Raw genomic sequence first — 15596 nt, 5'->3', positions numbered from 1 at the left:
TTTGGCCCCTCGCCGCCGGATGATTTCAAGCCGGTTTTCTCAATGACGACAGCTTACGCCAGCCCGGTTACTTCACGCTGACACCGTCGAAGCGGGCATAGCCGAGCGGTTCGATACGCATGTCGACCACGGTCTTGCGCACCGGCTGATAGACCGTCGAGTTCGCGATCGGCGAGAACGGCAGCTGTTGCGCGAAGATCTGCTGCGCCTGCGTGTAGAGCTTCGTCCGTGCATCCTGGCCCGTCGTCGTGCGGCCCTTCTGGACCAGTTCGTCGAACGGCTTGTAGCACCAGTGCGAGAAGTTGTTGCCCTTGATCGCTTCGCAGCCGAGCAGCGTGCCGAGCCAGTTGTCGGGGTCGCCGTTGTCGCCCGTCCAGCCGATCAGCATCGTGTCCTGCTCGCCGCCGTGCGCGCGCTTGATGTACTCGCCCCACTCGTACGTGACGATCTTCGCCTTCACGCCGATCTTCGCCCAGTCGGCCTGGATCATCTCGGCCATCAGGCGGGCGTTCGGGTTGTACGCGCGCTGCACGGGCATCGCCCACAGCGTGATCTCGAAACCGTTCGGGAAGCCGGCCTTCGCGAGCAGCGCCTTCGCCTTCGCGGTGTCGTAGGCCGGCATCTTCAGGTTCTTGTCGTACGACCATTGGGTCGGCGGCATCGGCGCGGTCGCGGCCTGGCCGGCGCCCTGGTAGACCGACTCGAGGATCGCCTTCTTGTTGATCGCCATGTCGAGCGCCTCACGCACTTCGAGCTTGTCGACCGGCTTGTGCTCGACGTTGTACGCGAGGTAGCCGAGGTTGAAGCCGGCCTGCGACGGCATGTCGACGTTCGAATCGGCCTTCAGCGTCGCGATGTCGGCCGGGCGCGGATAGCTCATCACCTGGCATTCGTTGCGCTTGATCTTCTGCACGCGCACGCCCGGGTCGGGCGTGATCGAAAAGATCAGCTTCGAGACCTTCACCGCGCCCTTCTTCCAGTAATCAGGATTGCCGTCGAAGCGGATCGTCGCGTCCTTCGTGTAGCTGCGGAAGATGAACGGGCCCGTGCCGACCGGCTTCTGGTTGATGTCGGCGGCCTTGCCGGCCTTCATCAGCTGGTCGCCGTATTCGGCCGACAGGATCGACGCGAATTCCATCGCCATGTTCTGGATGAACGGCGCATTCGGCTCGGCCAGCGTGAACTTCACGGTGTACGGATCGACCTTCTCGATCTTCGTGATCAGCTTGTCGAGGCCCATGTCGGTGAAGTACGGGAACGACACCGGGTACGCCTTGCGGAAAGCATTGTTCGGGTCGAGCATGCGCTCGAACGAGAACACGACGTCGTCCGCATTGAATTCACGCGTCGGCTTGAAGAAGTCGGTCGTGTGGAACTTCACGCCGTGGCGCAGGTGGAACGTGTACACCTTGCCGTCGGACGACACGTCCCACTTCTCGGCGAGGCCCGGCTCGACCTTCGTGCCGCCGCGCTCGAATTCGACGAGGCGGTTGTAGACGGTGAACGTGGCGGCGGTGAAATCGACGCCGGTCGTAAATTGCGCGGAATCGAAACCCGCCGGGCTGCCTTCTGAGCAGTAGACGAGCGTTTTGTTCGGGATCTGTGCGAATGCAGAGCCCGCGACGCCGAGCGATGCCGCTGCCACGCCTGCAATGGCGGTAACACGCAGGGTGTGCAACAGACGGTTGTATTCCATGTTTCCTCCAGGTCTCCAGATCGGAACCGGTCCCGCCAGGGCCCGGCGTACGCGGATATTACTTGAGCTATCGATGTGGCAACAAGCTGGAGAAAAAACTCTTCTAGATGCCCGCCGGGTTTTTGCCGATGTTTAGTGTGGGTAAAAAATGCGACAACGCGCGCGAGCGACAATTCCGTTCATTTCGCGCATGTTTCGTTCGACGACTAAACAATTCGGGTGCGAACACGAAGGGGCGACGCAGCGTTTCGCCCGCGTTCTGCAGCACATCATTGCGTTTTGCGAAACGATTCGATGACCGTCTTCAAATCGTCATGTCGTCACGCCGGCGCATCGAGGTCGGCGCTGCGCGCGGGCACGAACGCGACCGCGACGATCGACAGCGCGAGCCCCGCCATCACGTAGTAGGTCGGCGCGAGCGGCGTGCCCGTCACCTTGATCAGCCACGTGACGATGAACTGGCCGAAGCCGCCGAACAGCATCACCGCGACGTTGTACGCGATCGACAGCCCGGTCGAGCGCACGTTGGCCGGGAACAGCTCGGCAATCATCGCGCCGAATGGCCCGTAGTATCCCGCGAGCGTCACCGACAGTACGGCCTGCACCGCGATCAGCCGCCCGATGCTCGGCGCCGCGTCGAGCCACGCGAACAGCGGATACATCAGCGCGAGCGTCAGCACGAGCGACCACAGCGATAGCCCCTTGCGGCCGATGCGGTCCGACCACGCGCCCGCGACCGGCGACAGCACCATCAGCAGCAGGTTGCCGACGATCACCGCGTAGAACGATTCCGCATAGGGCAGCTTCAGCTGCTTCACCGCGAAGGTCGGCAGATAGCTGATCAGCACGTAGATCGTCACGGTGAGCGCGATCACCGAGCCGAGCCCGCACAGCACCTCGCGCGGGTGGCGCGTGAACACTTCGCCGAGCGTCGCGCGGCGCCCGCTTTGCTGCGCATGCAGGAATGCTTCGGAATCCGCGAGATGGCGGCGGATGTAGAAGCCGATCGGGCCGATCACGAGCCCGAGGATGAACGGCACGCGCCAGCCCCAGCTGCGCAGCGCGTCGCGCGACAGCCCGCGCGTGACGGCCGCGCCGACGAGCGCGCCGATCAGCAGCGCGGCCGCTTGGCTCGCCATCTGCCAGCTGCCGTAGAAACCGCGTTTCGAGAACGGCGCCGCTTCGATCAGCAGCGCCGTCGCGCTGCCGAATTCGCCGCCCGCGGAGAAGCCCTGCAGCAGGCGGCCGAGCACGATCAGGATCGGGCCGCCGATGCCGATCGCCGCATACGGCGGCGCGATCGCGAGCAGGAAGATGCCGGCCGTCATCAGCAGGATCACGAGCGACAGCGCGGCCTTGCGGCCCGCGCGGTCCGCATACAGCCCGAACACGATGCCGCCGATCGGGCGCATGAAGAACGCGACGCCGAACGTCGCGGTGGTGAGCAGCAGCGACGAATATTCGCTGGAGGTGGGGAAGAACAGCTCGGCGATCACGACCGTCATGAAGCCGAACACCGTGAAGTCGTACCACTCGAGCGCATTGCCGATCACGGCGGCCACCACCGCGCGCCGGTTCAGCGCACGCTCGGGCCGGCTCGTTTTCGTTGAATTCGCAATCGTCGCCATGCGTGCCTCGTCCTCGTGAATGCGCCGTGTCGGGCGGTTCGGCGCGCGGGGTGCCGCGGCGCGCTGGTGTGCAGCGAGTGTAGAAAGCGACGGAACCGTTTTCAAGCAATAAAAAACGCCCGCCATCGTTCGATGGCGAGCGTGTTGCGGTTTTCGCCGCAATGCGGCATCGCACGATGCCGCACCGGCCTCAACCCATCTTCGAGAAGGCGCTGCACCAGCCCTTCGCCGACACCTGCTTGCCGGGGAATGCGCCGCACGGGCCCGAAGCCGAGCCCTTCTTGCCCTGGTACAGCATGCAGGCCGCACAATCCTGGCCCGCTACGTATTTCGGGTACTTCGTCTTGTCGACCTTCGTGGCATCGGCCTTGTAGCCGAGCGCCGCCGCGGTCGGATCGGTTTCCGACAGCATCGGCGCATCGGCCAGCGCTTCGCGCGACAGCGCCAGCGCGGACACGGCACCAATGCTCGTAATCAGGAAACTCCGACGGGATGTTTTCATGGGGGACTCGCTCCAACGTTATCGGTTTGAAAGCTGTTCTGGCGACAGCCGTTCGACAGAATAACGCCCAAGCGAATAAATGTGCGCGCCGAAATGCCGGAGATAAGGGATTTCACACGGGTTTCGCGCGGCCGGCCCGCGCGGCGGCGGGCCGTGCGTCACGCGCGCGACACCATGTCGCCGACGCGCTGCGCAAGCGCGAGCGCGGCGGTGAGCCCCGGCGACTCGATGCCGAACAGGTTCACGAGCCCGCGCACGCCGTGCTGCGCGGCGCCCTGCACGATGAAGTCGGCCGGCGGCTCGCCGGGCCCCGCGACCTTCGGCCGGATGCCCGCATACGCCGGCTGCAGCGCATCGTCGGGCAGGCCCGGCCAGAATGCGCGGATCGACGTGTAGAACGCACCCGCGCGCGCCGGATCGACTTCGTAGCGCAGCGCATCGCACCACTCGACGTCCGGGCCGAAGCGCGCCTGCCCGCCGAGATCGAACGTCAGGTGCACGCCGAGCCCCGCGCGATCGGGCATCGGATAGACCAGGTGCGAGAACGGCGCACGGCCCGACAGGCTGAAATAATTGCCGCGCGCGAGATAGAGCGGCGGCACCCAGCGCGGATCGAGGCCGCGCGTGCGGCGCGCGAGCGCCTGCGCGCCGAGCCCCGCGCTGTTGATCACGCAGGCGGCGTCGATCTCGGCCGGCGCGGCGCCGCCGGTGCGCACGATGAAGCGCCCGCCGCTCAGCACGTCGATCGCTTCGACCGGGGATTGCAGCGCGCACACGGCGCCGTCGCGTTCCGCATCGCCGAGCAGCGCGAGCATCAGCTGGTGGCTGTCGACGATGCCCGTGGACGGCGAGAACAGCGCCTCCACGCATTCGAGCGCGGGCTCGAGCGTCTGCGCCTCGGCGCGCGTGAGCGGCAGCAGGTCGAGCACGCCGTTTTCGGCCGCGCGCGCGGCGATCGCCTTCAACTGCTTCACCTGCGCGGCGCTCGTCGCGACGAGCAGCTTGCCCGTGCGCCGGTGCGGCACGTGATGCGTGTCGCAGAATTCGTACAGCAGGTCGCGCCCGCGCACGCACGATATCGCCTTCAGCGACCCGCGCGGATAGTAGAGCCCCGCGTGAATCACCTCGCTGTTGCGCGAACTCGTGCCCGTGCCGATCGCGTCGGCCGCCTCGAGCACGATCGTTTCACGCCCGCGCGCGGCAAGCTCGCGCGCAATCGCCAGACCGACGACACCCGCGCCGATCACGACACAATCCGTCTGCTCCATGGCTGTTCGCGCTGCTCGCGCGTCGAAGGGAGAGATAAGAATTGTACGTCCCGGTTCGCCCGCTTGCCGAACGCATGCGCATCGCGTCGCGACGACGCGGCCGGGCGCGCAACGAACGCCACGCGCGCACGCCGCAGCCGTGCGCGCGTGGCCGCATCAGAAGCCGATCGGCCGGCGCTTCGCCGCGCCTTCGTCGGCGCGGATGTCGGCCGGCCCGATCGCGTCGCGGCCGGCGAGCCGCGCGGCGCCGAACGCGTGCAGCAGCGCACGGCGCATCGTCCGCGGCGGCGTCGCGGCCAGCACGTCGAGCGCATCGTCGCCGAGCGTATCGGGGAAGCGCCGCCCCCACGCATGCGACGTGCGGATCTCGTCGTAGATCGTCTGCGCGATCCGGCGCGCGCCGGCCGCATCGGGCGCCGCGATCTCGTACACGTTCATCCGGTTGAGCAGCGGCTCCGGAATCGCCTGCGCGTCGTTCGCGGTCGCGATCCAGATCACGTTGCCCGCGTTGATCGGCACTTCCGCGAATTCGTCGACGAAGGCGCGCGCGGTGTCGTGCTCGAGCAACGCATACAGCGCGCCGAGCGGATCGTATTGCGCATCGCTGCCGGCCTTGTCGATCTCGTCGACCGCGATCACCGGGTTCGCGTAGCTGCCGTTCACGAGCGCGTCGAACACCTTGCCGGGCTTCGCGTTCTTCCATTGCGACGACGCGCCCGACAGGATCCAGCCGGCCGTCAGCGAACTCATCGGCACGTAGTGGTACGCGGTGCCGAGCAGTTGCGCGAGCGCCTTCGCGAAATGCGTCTTGCCGATCCCGGGCGGCCCGAGCAGCAGGATCGGCATCAGTTCGAGCCGGTCGTCCGTTTCGAGACACAGCGCGATCTGCTTGCGCACGTCGTCGAGCGGCTCGCCGAAATTCGGCAACGCTTCGCCGAGCGCGTCGAACGACGGCATCCGGTTCGGCTTCACGCAGAAGCGCAGATTCCCCGTCTTGAGCATCCTCTCGTAGGTCGAGCGCAGTGCGTCGCTTGCGCTCTCGTTCAGGTCGCTCAGCGCCGTCTCGACCTGCTCGAGGTCGTACACCGTGCTGAAGGACGCCACCGCCAGTTCCTGTTTCACCATCGCCGTCGTCGTCATACCACCCTCGCTGCACTTGCCGTCACATACTCATCAGACCCTTACGATTTCAGTGTAGCGATCCCGCATCGCCATGCAAGCAAGCAGCCGGGCGCGTCTGCTGCTAACAGCGCGCGCACGCTGCACGGCCGCGCGCCGCGGCGTATGATCGAACGTTCACAAGGCTCGCGCCGGGCTCGCCGATCGCGCCCGCGCGCCGCGCACACGCTGCGCCGCACCTCGCCTGACACTTCGCCCGAAGGGTTGCCGATGTCCGTCCCCGCTGCTTCCCCGCGCGTCGATTCCGACGCGATCCGTTCCGTCGATGCCGTCGACGCCGCGCTCAAGTCGCGTCGCTCAGTCCGGGCGTTCCTGCCGACGCCCGTGCCGCGCGATACGATCGAAGCGATCCTCGAAGCCGCGAGCCGCGCGCCGTCGGGCACCAACATCCAGCCGTGGCGCGTGTACGTCGCGACGGGCGCCACGCGCGACGCACTCGCCGCCGCGCTCACCGCGGCCTACGACGATCCCGCCCGCGACGAGAAATACGTCGCCGAATACGACTACTACCCGCGCGAATGGGTGTCGCCGTATATCGACCGGCGCCGCAAGGTCGGCTGGGATCTGTACGGCCTGTTGAACATCCGCCGCGACGAGAAGGCACGCATGCACGCGCAGCACGCGCGCAATTTCCGTTTCTTCGATGCGCCGGTCGCGCTGTTCTTCACACTGGACCGGGTCATGACACATGGCGCGTGGCTCGATTGCGGGATGTTCCTGCAAGGCGTGATGACGGCCGCGCGCGCCCGCGGCCTCGATACCTGCCCGCAGGCCGCGTTCGTGCCGTTTCACCGGATCGTCGCCGAACACCTCGGCATTCCGCCGAACGAACAGTTCGTCTGCGGGATGGCGCTCGGCCACGCGGACCCCGACGCGCTCGAGAACCGCCTCGTCACCGAGCGCGCGAGCGTCGCCGAGTTCACGCGCTTTTTCGCTTGAAAACGCATGACGCGGCCTTACCTGCCGAGCAGGACCGCATCGTGCTGCGAACCTGTCGCGGCACGTCCTGTCCCATCACGACCGCAATCGATCGGGCGTAAGATGTGCGTCCGTTCCCCGCTATTCCGCGTTTCCGGAGACGTTTCATGCTGAAACACGGCCTGGCCGTCCTGCTTGCGAGCGTCGTGCTCGCCGCCCATGCGCAGAGCCCCGCGCCGGCCGTCGTCGCTTGGGAAATCCAGGTGGTGCGCGACGGTCAGACGATCGACACGTTCCAGCAAAACACCACCGTGGGCCAGTCCCGCACCGATACCCATCGCTATCCGGCCTCCGTGCCAGTGGGCTGCGGCAATGCCGCGCGCGTCGTGCCGACCGAGCGCTCGCGCGCGGTGACGGTCGCCCCGCTCGCCGTCGACGCCAACGCGAACACCGTGTCGCTCGGGCTCGACGTGCAGGAAACGCTCGACGACGAAAACGCGACGCGCGGCGATCCGTGCCTGCCCGCGTCGCCGCGGCAAATCGTCGCGAGCCACCCCGGCCTGTCGGCCGGCGCCGACGCGTGGACCGACTGGACGCTCGTCGAGCAGCATCCGCATCTCGTGTACCGCGTGCGCGCGCACGTCGCGAAGGACTGAGCGTCATGTCCGCCGACGCCCTCTCCCTGCCGTTCGCCGAACCGCACGCCGCGCCCGACGAAATCACCGCCGTCAGCTGGAACCTGCACAAGGGCCGCTCGCCGCTCGGCTTCACCGCGTGGAACGCGATGCGCAACTGGATGCAGTCCATGCACGCCGACGTGTATTTCCTGCAGGAAGCGATGGCGCGCCGCATGCCGCGCCCGTTGCTTGCACCGGGCTTCGGCGCGCCGATGGACGACACGGTCGACGACGTGTGGCATTGCCAGGCCACCGAGATCGCGCAGGCGCTCGACTGGCAGATCGCGCTCGGGCCGAACGTGTTCAAGCCGTCGTGGCGGCACGGCAACGCGATCCTGTCACCGCATCCGCTCGACCTCGGCGGCCGCTGGGACATCTCCGCGCACCGCTTCGAGCGGCGCGGGCTGCTGGTCGCGCGCGCGACGCTCGCGGGCGCACGCCCGGTCACGCTGCTGTGCGCGCACCTCGCGCTCACGCGCGCCGCGCGGCTGCGCCAGATGCACTGGATCGCGCACTGGATCGTGCGCAACGCGGGCGACGGCCCGCTGATGCTCGCCGGCGACTTCAACGACTGGCGCAACGATTCGGTCGCGCTGTTCGGCGAGATCGGGCTGTCCGAGGTCGCGACGCTGCTCGGCGAATCGGGCCGCACGTTCCCCGCGTTCTCGCCGGCGCTCGCGCTCGACAAGATGTTCGTGCGCGGCCTGACGCCGCTCGAATGGCGCGCGCCGTCCGGCGAAGCCGCGTGGCTGTCGGACCACCTGCCGTACATCGCGCGCCTGCGCCTCGATCCGCAGTAACGCGGCCGGACGGTCGCGCCTCCCCGGTCACGGCGCCGCCACGGCGCGTCGGCCGCGGCGCGAAACTCGCCGCCGATCACTGAAAGTTCGTTGAAAGGATATGTTGCGCCAAATCCGCGCAGCCGCGGGGGTCAAGCCCGCGATCCGCGTCAACAGGGTAAAATAACGAGTTCCTCAAACGTCTGTCATCGAGAAGGCGCGTGTCCGACGCGCCGGCCGGCCGATCCGCGATCGGGCCGTCGCACTCGGTTTTTTTGCCCGTTTTTGGGCCCGTTACACGCGTTCGCCACGCGCGTCCGTTTTCAAAGCCATGAGCAAATACGACACCGCCACCGTCCAATCCGTCCATCACTGGACCGACACGCTTTTCAGCTTCACCTGCACCCGTGAGGCGAGCCTGCGCTTCAACAACGGTGAATTCACGATGGTCGGCCTCGAAGTCGACGGCAAGCCGCTCGCGCGCGCCTACTCGATCGTCAGCCCGAACTACGAAGAGCATCTCGAATTCTTCAGCATCAAGGTGCAGAACGGCCCGCTGACGTCGCGCCTGCAACACCTGAAGGTGGGCGACACGGTGCTGATCGGCAAGAAGCCGACGGGCACGCTGGTGGCCGACAACCTGCTGCCGGGCAAGACGCTGTGGATGCTGTCGACGGGCACGGGCCTCGCGCCGTTCATGTCGATCATCCGCGATCCGGACATCTACGACCGCTTCGACAAGGTGATCCTGACCCACACGTGCCGCCTGAAGGGCGAGCTCGCGTACATGGACTACATCAAGCACGACCTGCCGGGCCACGAGTACCTGGGCGACATCATCAAGGAAAAGCTCGTCTACTACCCGACGGTCACGCGCGAAGCGTTCGACAACGAAGGCCGGATCACCGACCTGATCGCCACCGGCAAGCTGTTCACGGATCTCGGCGTGCCGGCGTTCTCGCCGGAAAACGACCGCGTGATGCTGTGCGGCAGCACCGCGATGCTGAAGGACACGACCGAGCTGCTGAAGCAGGCCGGCCTCGTCGAAGGCAAGAACAGCGCGCCGGGCCACTACGTGATCGAGCGCGCGTTCGTGGACTGATCCGCCCCCGAAATTTGTGCCGCATCAAGAACCGGAGCAAAAGCTCCGGTTTTTTTTCGTCCGGACTTGGCGAATTCGTAACAAACTGGGACCATTCCATCTCAAATAGTTACATTTGGATACGTCATCGCCCGGTGGTCGGGTGTCAGTGTTTTTCCTACAACACCTTCATTCCGATTATTCACATTTACCCTTAAATGTCCGCCCGACATGACCTTTTCAGAAATTTTGAGATATTATTCGGCGCGCGTGGTTGCCGTTCGGATGAGCGTGAAAGGGTCGGATGCAAGTGTTACAAGACGTAACTTTTGTTACTTCGGCATGGAGCGATTCTCCGGCGGCGACCGTCATCGAAACGGCAGCCAGCCCACGCAGCCAGCCGGTGTCTGAACCGCTTTCTGACAGCAGGGAGAGTCATGGATACGTCGCTTAACGCGCCCTTGGGCGCCCACGCCCCGTTCCCGTCACGGCAGCGCATGGCTGCTACTCCGCCCATGGCCGACGAAGCACCGAAGCGCGACGCGTCCGCCGCGAGGATCGCGGCACTTTCTGCCCAGCTTCTCGCCGCCGACGAAGCGGCCCGCCGCCACCTGGCCGGCGAGCTGCACGACGGGCTCGGCGCCGAATTGACCGCCGCCCGCTTCGCGCTCGCAAACGTTCAAACGTGGCTGCCGGCCGATGCGCCGGAAGGCTGCCTGCGCGCACTGGCGCTGGCGCAGCAGGCGCTCGACGCCGCGACCGACGCGAATCGCCGGCTCATCGACGAGCGCGACACGCCGGCACTCGACGCCGGCATGATCGGTGCGCTGGCGTCTTGGATCGACACCCATGCGGCGCGCACCGGCCTGCGCACGAGCTTCGTGTGCGCGGCCGATGCACGCCTGACGCAGCTCGCCGGCGCCAGCGCGCTCGCGGTGTTCCGCGTCGCGCAGGAAGCGCTGTCGAACGTCGCGAAACACGCGCGCGCGACGTCGGTCGACGTCCGGATCGTCACCGACGGCACGCACCTGTCGCTGAGTGTCGCCGACGATGGGACCGGTTTCGCCGCCCGGCCCCGCCGCAACGGCTACGGCCTGGCCGGCATGCGCGCGCGCTGCGAAGCGTTCGGCGGCAGCTTCGAGACGGCCACGCCGGCCACCGGCCGCGGCACGCGCGTCACCGCGCGCTTCGCGTGGGCTTCGCTGCTCGCGGTGCCGGTCGCGGCCCGTCGCACGTCGCTTTCGTGAGGTCGCGATGAGCCTGAACATCCTGCTCGTGGACGATCACGCAATCGTCCGGCAAGGGATCCGCCAGTTGCTGATCGACCGCGGCGTCGCGCGCGACGTGACCGAGGCCGAGAGCGGCGGCGACGCGATGGCGGCCGTCGACAAGCAGGAATTCGACGTGATCCTGCTCGACATCTCGCTGCCCGACACGAACGGCATCGAGGTGCTCAAGCGCCTCAAGCGCAAGCTGACGCGCGCGCCGGTGCTGATGTTCTCGATGTACCGCGAGGACCAGTACGCGGTGCGCGCGCTGAAGGCCGGCGCGGCCGGCTACCTGTCGAAGACGGTCAACGCCGCGCAGATGATCGGCGCGATCCAGCAGGTCGCGGCCGGCCGCAAGTACGTGAGCCCCGCGATGGCCGAGGCGCTCGCCGAATACGTGTCGTTCGAGAACGAACCGCTGCCGCACGAGAAGCTGTCCGATCGCGAATACCAGACGCTCTGCATGCTCGCGTCGGGCAAGCGGCTCACCGATATCGCGAACACGCTGTCGCTGTCGGTGAAGACGGTGAGCGTGTACCGGTCGCGGCTGCTCGAGAAGATGCGGCTGTCGAACAACGCGGAACTCACGTTCTACGTGATGAGCAACCAGCTCGTCGACATGGCGCCCGCGGCCGGCGCCTGATCTCCCAGCCCACTCGAATTCGTCCGATCCGGCGACGCGGCGCCCGCCGCGCCGCGCTCGAACGCGCCCGTTTCGCGCGCAAACGCTTGTTTTATCGGCCGATTCCGCGGCGCCCCGCTGCGCCGCAGCCGGGCTTGCACGCCAAATCAGCTAAAATTATGGGTTTTCACTCAGTCGGCGCGCCGTGCCTGCGCGTGCTGGCGATCCATCCGCAATGTCTCTCTTCCGCAAGAAAAACGTCGATCGCATGATCGCCGGCGCGCAAGCCGCCGGGCTCAAGAAAGCGCTCGGCGCGATCGACCTCACCTTCCTCGGCATCGGCGCGATCATCGGCACCGGCATCTTCGTGCTGACCGGCACCGGCGCCGTCCAGGCCGGCCCCGCGCTGATGCTGTCGTTCGTGATCGCCGCGATCGCGTGCGGCCTCGCCGCGCTATCGTACGCAGAGTTCGCGTCGACGATCCCCGTCGCCGGCTCGATCTACACGTATTCGTACGCGACGCTCGGCGAGCTCGCCGCGTGGATCATCGGCTGGGACCTGATGCTCGAGTACGGCCTCGCGTCGTCGGCCGTGTCGGTCGGCTGGTCGGGCTACCTGCAGTCGCTGCTGCAGGGCTTCGGGCTGTCGCTGCCGGCCGTGCTGACGGCCGCGCCCGGCGCGGTGCCGGGCGTCGTCACGTGGTTCAACCTGCCCGCGTTCCTCGTGATGATCGTGATCACGACGCTGCTGTCGATCGGCATCCGCGAATCGACCCGCATCAACAACATCATGGTGTTCATCAAGGTGTCGGTCGTGCTGCTCGTGATCGCGGTCGGCCTGTTCCACGTGACGCCCGCGAACTGGAAGCCGTTCATGCCGCACGGCTGGAACGGCGTGTTCGGCGCGGCCGCCGTGATGTTCTTCGCGTTCATCGGCTTCGATGCGGTGTCGTCGGCGGCCGAGGAAGTGAAGAACCCGAAGCGCGATCTGCCGATCGGCATCATCGCGTCGCTCGCGGTGTGCGCGGTGCTGTACGTGACGGTCGCCGCGGTCGCGACCGGCATCGTGCCGTCGGCCCAGTACGCGAACATCTCGCACCCGATCTCGTACGCGCTGCAGGCCGCCGGCGAGAAGTGGGTGGCCGGCTTCATCGATCTCGGCGCGGTGCTCGGCATGCTGACCGTGATCCTCGTGATGAGCTACGGCCAGACGCGCGTGATCTTCGCGATGTCGCGCGACGGGCTGCTGCCGGCCGCGCTGTCGCGCGTGCACCCGCGTTATGCGACGCCGTTCCTGACGACCTGGCTGGTCGGCCTGTTCTTCGGGCTGATCGCCGCGCTCGTGCCGCTCAACGTGCTCGCCGAGCTGATCAACATCGGCACGCTCGCGGCGTTCTCGATGGTGTCGATCGCCGTGCTCGTGCTGCGCCGCACGCACCCCGAGCTGCCGCGCGCGTTCCGCTGCCCGGGCGTGCCCGTGGTGCCGATCCTCGCGGTCGCGGCGTGCCTGTTCCTGATGCTGAACCTGCAGCCCGTCACGTGGGCCGCGTTCGGCATCTGGCTCGTGATCGGCCTCGTGATCTACGCGCTGTACTCGCGGCACCACTCGAAGCTCGCGCACGGCCACCCCGACGCGCACTGAGCGCCGTCATGGCGCGCCTCCGCGGTGCGCCATGACGAACCCCGCGCGGGGCCGGCACCGGCTCCGCACGTCCCCTCTCCCGGCAGCAACCCTCTGCAACCGCGCGATCCCTGTCCGATCGTCGCGATGTCTTGCCCGATCCTCCGGATTTGCCCGCACGGGCCGGCGCGCCGCCTGCACGCGCGCGCCGAGCGGTTCATAATCCCGCCATCGAACGACGGCGCCGCGCGGCGGGCCGTCCGGCAACAGGAAAAAACGATGGAAAGCGTCGATCTCGATGTACTGAAATCCAGCGCGCGCTGGCTCGAAGAAGGCCGCCGCGTACTGCTCGTGACGGTCGTGAAGACGTGGGGCTCGTCGCCGCGCCCCGAAGGCGCGATGCTCGCGGTGCGCGAGGACGGCCTGGTGGTCGGCTCAGTGTCCGGCGGATGCATCGAGGACGACCTGATCGCCCGCGTGCATGCGAGCGGCATTGCGGTCGATGCGCGCCCGGAAGCGCTGAAGTACGGCGTGACGGCCGAGGAAGCGCACCGCTTCGGGCTGCCTTGCGGCGGCACGATCCAGCTGGTGCTCGAACCGCTCACGCGCGACAGCGGGATCGCCGCGCTGTGCGCGGAAGTCGAGGCCGGCCGCCTCGTCACGCGCACGATGACGCTCGCGACCGGCCGCGCGTCGCTGTCGCCCGCGCAGGCGGCCGACGGGCTCGCCTTCGACGGCGAGCGGCTCGTGACGATCCACGGGCCGCGCTACCGGATGCTCGTGATCGGCGCCGGCCAGTTGTCGCGCTATCTGTGCCAGATCGCGGTCGGGCTCGACTACCAGGTGACGGTGTGCGATCCGCGCGAGGAATACACGGATGCGTGGGACGTGCCGGGCACGCGCGTCGTCCGCACGATGCCCGACGATACGGTGCTCGACATGAAGCTCGATGCGCGTTCGGCCGTGATCGCGCTCACGCATGACCCGAAGCTCGACGATCTCGCGCTGATGGAGGCGCTGAAGACGCCCGCGTTCTACGTGGGCGCGCTCGGCTCGCGGCGCAACAACGCGGCGCGGCGCGAGCGGCTGCGCGAATTCGATCTGAACGAAGTGGAACTGGCCCGGCTGCACGGGCCGGCCGGCATCTACATCGGCAGCCGGACACCGCCGGAAATCGCGATCTCGATCCTCGCGGAGATCACCGCCGCGAAGAACAACGTGTCGCTGCCGACGATCCTGCAGGTCGAAGGCGCGAAGGCCGCCCGCGAAATCGCGGCGAACAGCGGCGCGGCCTGCGGCCTCTGACCCGCAGCGGCGGGCGGTAACGCTCGCCGGCCGCCCGCCGCTACCCCGGCGCGAACGTCGATCAGGTCAGGCCGGCTGCCAGCGCGGCGGCAACCGAACCGACCACCAGCACGACGCCGACCGTGCGGCGCTTGTTCAGCTCGGTCCACAGCAGCACGCCCGTCAGCGACAGCAGGATCAGCGAGCCTGCGATCGTATCCATCAGCAGCACCCAGCCGAGATTCATCCCGACGCCGCGATGCAGGTTGTTCAGCGTCGTCAGGAACGTGTTGCCCGTGCGCTTCACCGACACGTAGCCGTTGCCGACCCAGTACTCGGCCTGCAGGTTCTGGTGCGGCCCGAACACGCCGAATTGCCAGTGCTCGGGCTGCATCACGCGCTTGTCGCCCCACGCGACGGCCTGCGCGGGCTCCTTGCGCATGCGGCCCGGCTTGCCGTCGAAATGCAGCTCCTGCTGCAACCATTTCGTCATCGCGGCGGGCGTCTTCGGCACCGGATCGGGCAGCGCGATCTGCATCTCCTCGACCTGCGGCTCGCCGGTCGAAATCTTCAGCGGCGGCGCGCGGTGGTTCAGCAGCACGCCCGTCACGCCGAACAGCAGCCCCAGCACCGCGCCCCACAGCCCGACCCAGCCGTGCACCTTGCGCAGCCATTTGATGAAGGTCGCGCGGCGCGAGCGCTGGCGGCGCGCGGCCAGTTCGTCGTCGTTCAGCGGACGGCCCGCCGGGTGCAGCACGGTGACGCCGGCGCGCGGCATGCCCGTCTTGGGCGGGTCGATCGTTTCGGGCGCGTTCACGCGAAAGTATCCATTCGTTCAAAACGACGGGCGGCGCGCAGGGAGTGCGCGCCGCCCGGGCAACATGAAAATGAGAATGGATATCATTACATAAATCGAAAGCCGGCTCAATCCGTACGCGTACGGAGCGGCAGGTTCGGCGTGTGCGGGAACGCGGACGAAAGGCGCACGTTGCGATGCAATGACGATCGATAGACCGCAAATACCGGCGGAATGATCCCGCAAGCCGCGGACAGCCGTTCGTAAGAAGCCGCCC

At 67.3% G+C, this 15596-nt stretch carries 14 protein-coding genes; 8 read left to right on the top strand and 6 right to left on the bottom strand.

Features of this window, described 5'->3' with window-relative positions:
* Positions 1-67: 67 nt before the first annotated feature.
* The 5 genes from HWX03_RS14760 to HWX03_RS14740 form a co-directional block, all read right to left on the bottom strand.
* Positions 68-1696: an ABC transporter substrate-binding protein gene (locus HWX03_RS14760; protein ID WP_175871695.1), complete on the bottom strand. Its 1629-nt coding sequence runs from the start codon at positions 1694-1696 to the stop codon at positions 68-70.
* 320 nt (positions 1697-2016) lie between these two features.
* Positions 2017-3324 (bottom strand): MFS transporter, encoded by a 1308-nt coding sequence (locus HWX03_RS14755; protein WP_175871694.1) that lies wholly within the window; start codon positions 3322-3324, stop codon positions 2017-2019.
* Between the two features lie 190 nt (positions 3325-3514).
* Positions 3515-3826, bottom strand: coding sequence for a high-potential iron-sulfur protein (locus tag HWX03_RS14750; protein WP_175871693.1), 312 nt, complete (start codon positions 3824-3826; stop codon positions 3515-3517).
* Between the two features lie 158 nt (positions 3827-3984).
* Complete coding sequence (locus HWX03_RS14745; RefSeq protein ID WP_175822974.1) at positions 3985-5094, bottom strand: NAD(P)/FAD-dependent oxidoreductase; 1110 nt, start codon at positions 5092-5094, stop codon at positions 3985-3987.
* Between the two features lie 156 nt (positions 5095-5250).
* Positions 5251-6219, bottom strand: coding sequence for an AAA family ATPase (locus HWX03_RS14740; RefSeq protein ID WP_175823063.1), 969 nt, complete (start codon positions 6217-6219; stop codon positions 5251-5253).
* A 264-nt stretch (positions 6220-6483) separates the two neighbouring features.
* Between HWX03_RS14740 and HWX03_RS14735 the strand changes: the two genes are divergently transcribed.
* The 8 genes from HWX03_RS14735 to HWX03_RS14700 all read left to right on the top strand — a co-directional run bounded on the left by HWX03_RS14735 (position 6484) and on the right by HWX03_RS14700 (position 14544).
* Positions 6484-7212 carry a nitroreductase gene (locus tag HWX03_RS14735; RefSeq protein ID WP_174434567.1) on the top strand — a complete coding sequence of 243 codons (729 nt, stop codon included), beginning with the start codon at positions 6484-6486 and terminating at the stop codon, positions 7210-7212.
* Positions 7213-7358: 146 nt separating this feature from the next.
* Positions 7359-7847 carry a hypothetical protein gene (locus tag HWX03_RS14730; RefSeq protein WP_175871692.1) on the top strand — a complete coding sequence of 163 codons (489 nt, stop codon included), beginning with the start codon at positions 7359-7361 and terminating at the stop codon, positions 7845-7847.
* Positions 7848-7852: 5 nt separating this feature from the next.
* A complete protein-coding gene (locus tag HWX03_RS14725) occupies positions 7853-8668 on the top strand; it encodes an endonuclease/exonuclease/phosphatase family protein (RefSeq protein ID WP_174434565.1) in 816 nt (271 codons plus the stop codon).
* Between the two features lie 310 nt (positions 8669-8978).
* Complete coding sequence (locus HWX03_RS14720) at positions 8979-9749, top strand: ferredoxin--NADP reductase (RefSeq protein ID WP_027785701.1); 771 nt, start codon at positions 8979-8981, stop codon at positions 9747-9749.
* A 416-nt stretch (positions 9750-10165) separates the two neighbouring features.
* The gene (gene rqpS, locus HWX03_RS14715; protein WP_175871691.1) at positions 10166-10975 is read left to right on the top strand and encodes a quorum system sensor histidine kinase RqpS; all 810 of its coding nucleotides are present in this window, start codon (positions 10166-10168) and stop codon (positions 10973-10975) included.
* Positions 10976-10982: 7 nt separating this feature from the next.
* Complete coding sequence (rqpR, locus tag HWX03_RS14710) at positions 10983-11639, top strand: response regulator transcription factor RqpR (RefSeq protein ID WP_174434562.1); 657 nt, start codon at positions 10983-10985, stop codon at positions 11637-11639.
* Between the two features lie 214 nt (positions 11640-11853).
* The gene (locus HWX03_RS14705; protein WP_175822977.1) at positions 11854-13260 is read left to right on the top strand and encodes an amino acid permease; all 1407 of its coding nucleotides are present in this window, start codon (positions 11854-11856) and stop codon (positions 13258-13260) included.
* Positions 13261-13518: 258 nt separating this feature from the next.
* Positions 13519-14544 (top strand): XdhC family protein, encoded by a 1026-nt coding sequence (locus HWX03_RS14700; RefSeq protein WP_175871690.1) that lies wholly within the window; start codon positions 13519-13521, stop codon positions 14542-14544.
* 61 nt (positions 14545-14605) lie between these two features.
* Here the strand turns inward: HWX03_RS14700 and HWX03_RS14695 are convergent, their stop codons facing one another.
* Entirely contained in the window at positions 14606-15340 is a 735-nt protein-coding gene (locus tag HWX03_RS14695) for a PepSY-associated TM helix domain-containing protein (protein ID WP_175871689.1), read from the bottom strand.
* Between the last annotated feature and the right edge of the window lie 256 nt (positions 15341-15596).

Source organism: Burkholderia sp. BCC0397, assembly GCF_902832865.1.
GTDB lineage: Bacteria > Pseudomonadota > Gammaproteobacteria > Burkholderiales > Burkholderiaceae > Burkholderia.
The sequence above is the reverse complement of the archived record's forward strand: the minus strand, read 5'-3'. Positions and strand labels throughout refer to the sequence as shown.

Coding starts and splice junctions, on each gene's coding strand:
- HWX03_RS14700 (WP_175871690.1), top strand. CDS start 13,519: ATGGAAAGCGTCGATCTCGATGTACTGAAATCCAGCGCGCGCTGGCTC.
- rqpR (WP_174434562.1), top strand. CDS start 10,983: ATGAGCCTGAACATCCTGCTCGTGGACGATCACGCAATCGTCCGGCAA.
- HWX03_RS14720 (WP_027785701.1), top strand. CDS start 8,979: ATGAGCAAATACGACACCGCCACCGTCCAATCCGTCCATCACTGGACC.
- HWX03_RS14705 (WP_175822977.1), top strand. CDS start 11,854: ATGTCTCTCTTCCGCAAGAAAAACGTCGATCGCATGATCGCCGGCGCG.
- HWX03_RS14760 (WP_175871695.1), bottom strand. CDS start 1,696: ATGGAATACAACCGTCTGTTGCACACCCTGCGTGTTACCGCCATTGCA.
- HWX03_RS14740 (WP_175823063.1), bottom strand. CDS start 6,219: ATGGTGAAACAGGAACTGGCGGTGGCGTCCTTCAGCACGGTGTACGAC.
- HWX03_RS14725 (WP_174434565.1), top strand. CDS start 7,853: ATGTCCGCCGACGCCCTCTCCCTGCCGTTCGCCGAACCGCACGCCGCG.
- rqpS (WP_175871691.1), top strand. CDS start 10,166: ATGGATACGTCGCTTAACGCGCCCTTGGGCGCCCACGCCCCGTTCCCG.
- HWX03_RS14745 (WP_175822974.1), bottom strand. CDS start 5,094: ATGGAGCAGACGGATTGTGTCGTGATCGGCGCGGGTGTCGTCGGTCTG.
- HWX03_RS14730 (WP_175871692.1), top strand. CDS start 7,359: ATGCTGAAACACGGCCTGGCCGTCCTGCTTGCGAGCGTCGTGCTCGCC.
- HWX03_RS14755 (WP_175871694.1), bottom strand. CDS start 3,324: ATGGCGACGATTGCGAATTCAACGAAAACGAGCCGGCCCGAGCGTGCG.
- HWX03_RS14735 (WP_174434567.1), top strand. CDS start 6,484: ATGTCCGTCCCCGCTGCTTCCCCGCGCGTCGATTCCGACGCGATCCGT.
- HWX03_RS14750 (WP_175871693.1), bottom strand. CDS start 3,826: ATGAAAACATCCCGTCGGAGTTTCCTGATTACGAGCATTGGTGCCGTG.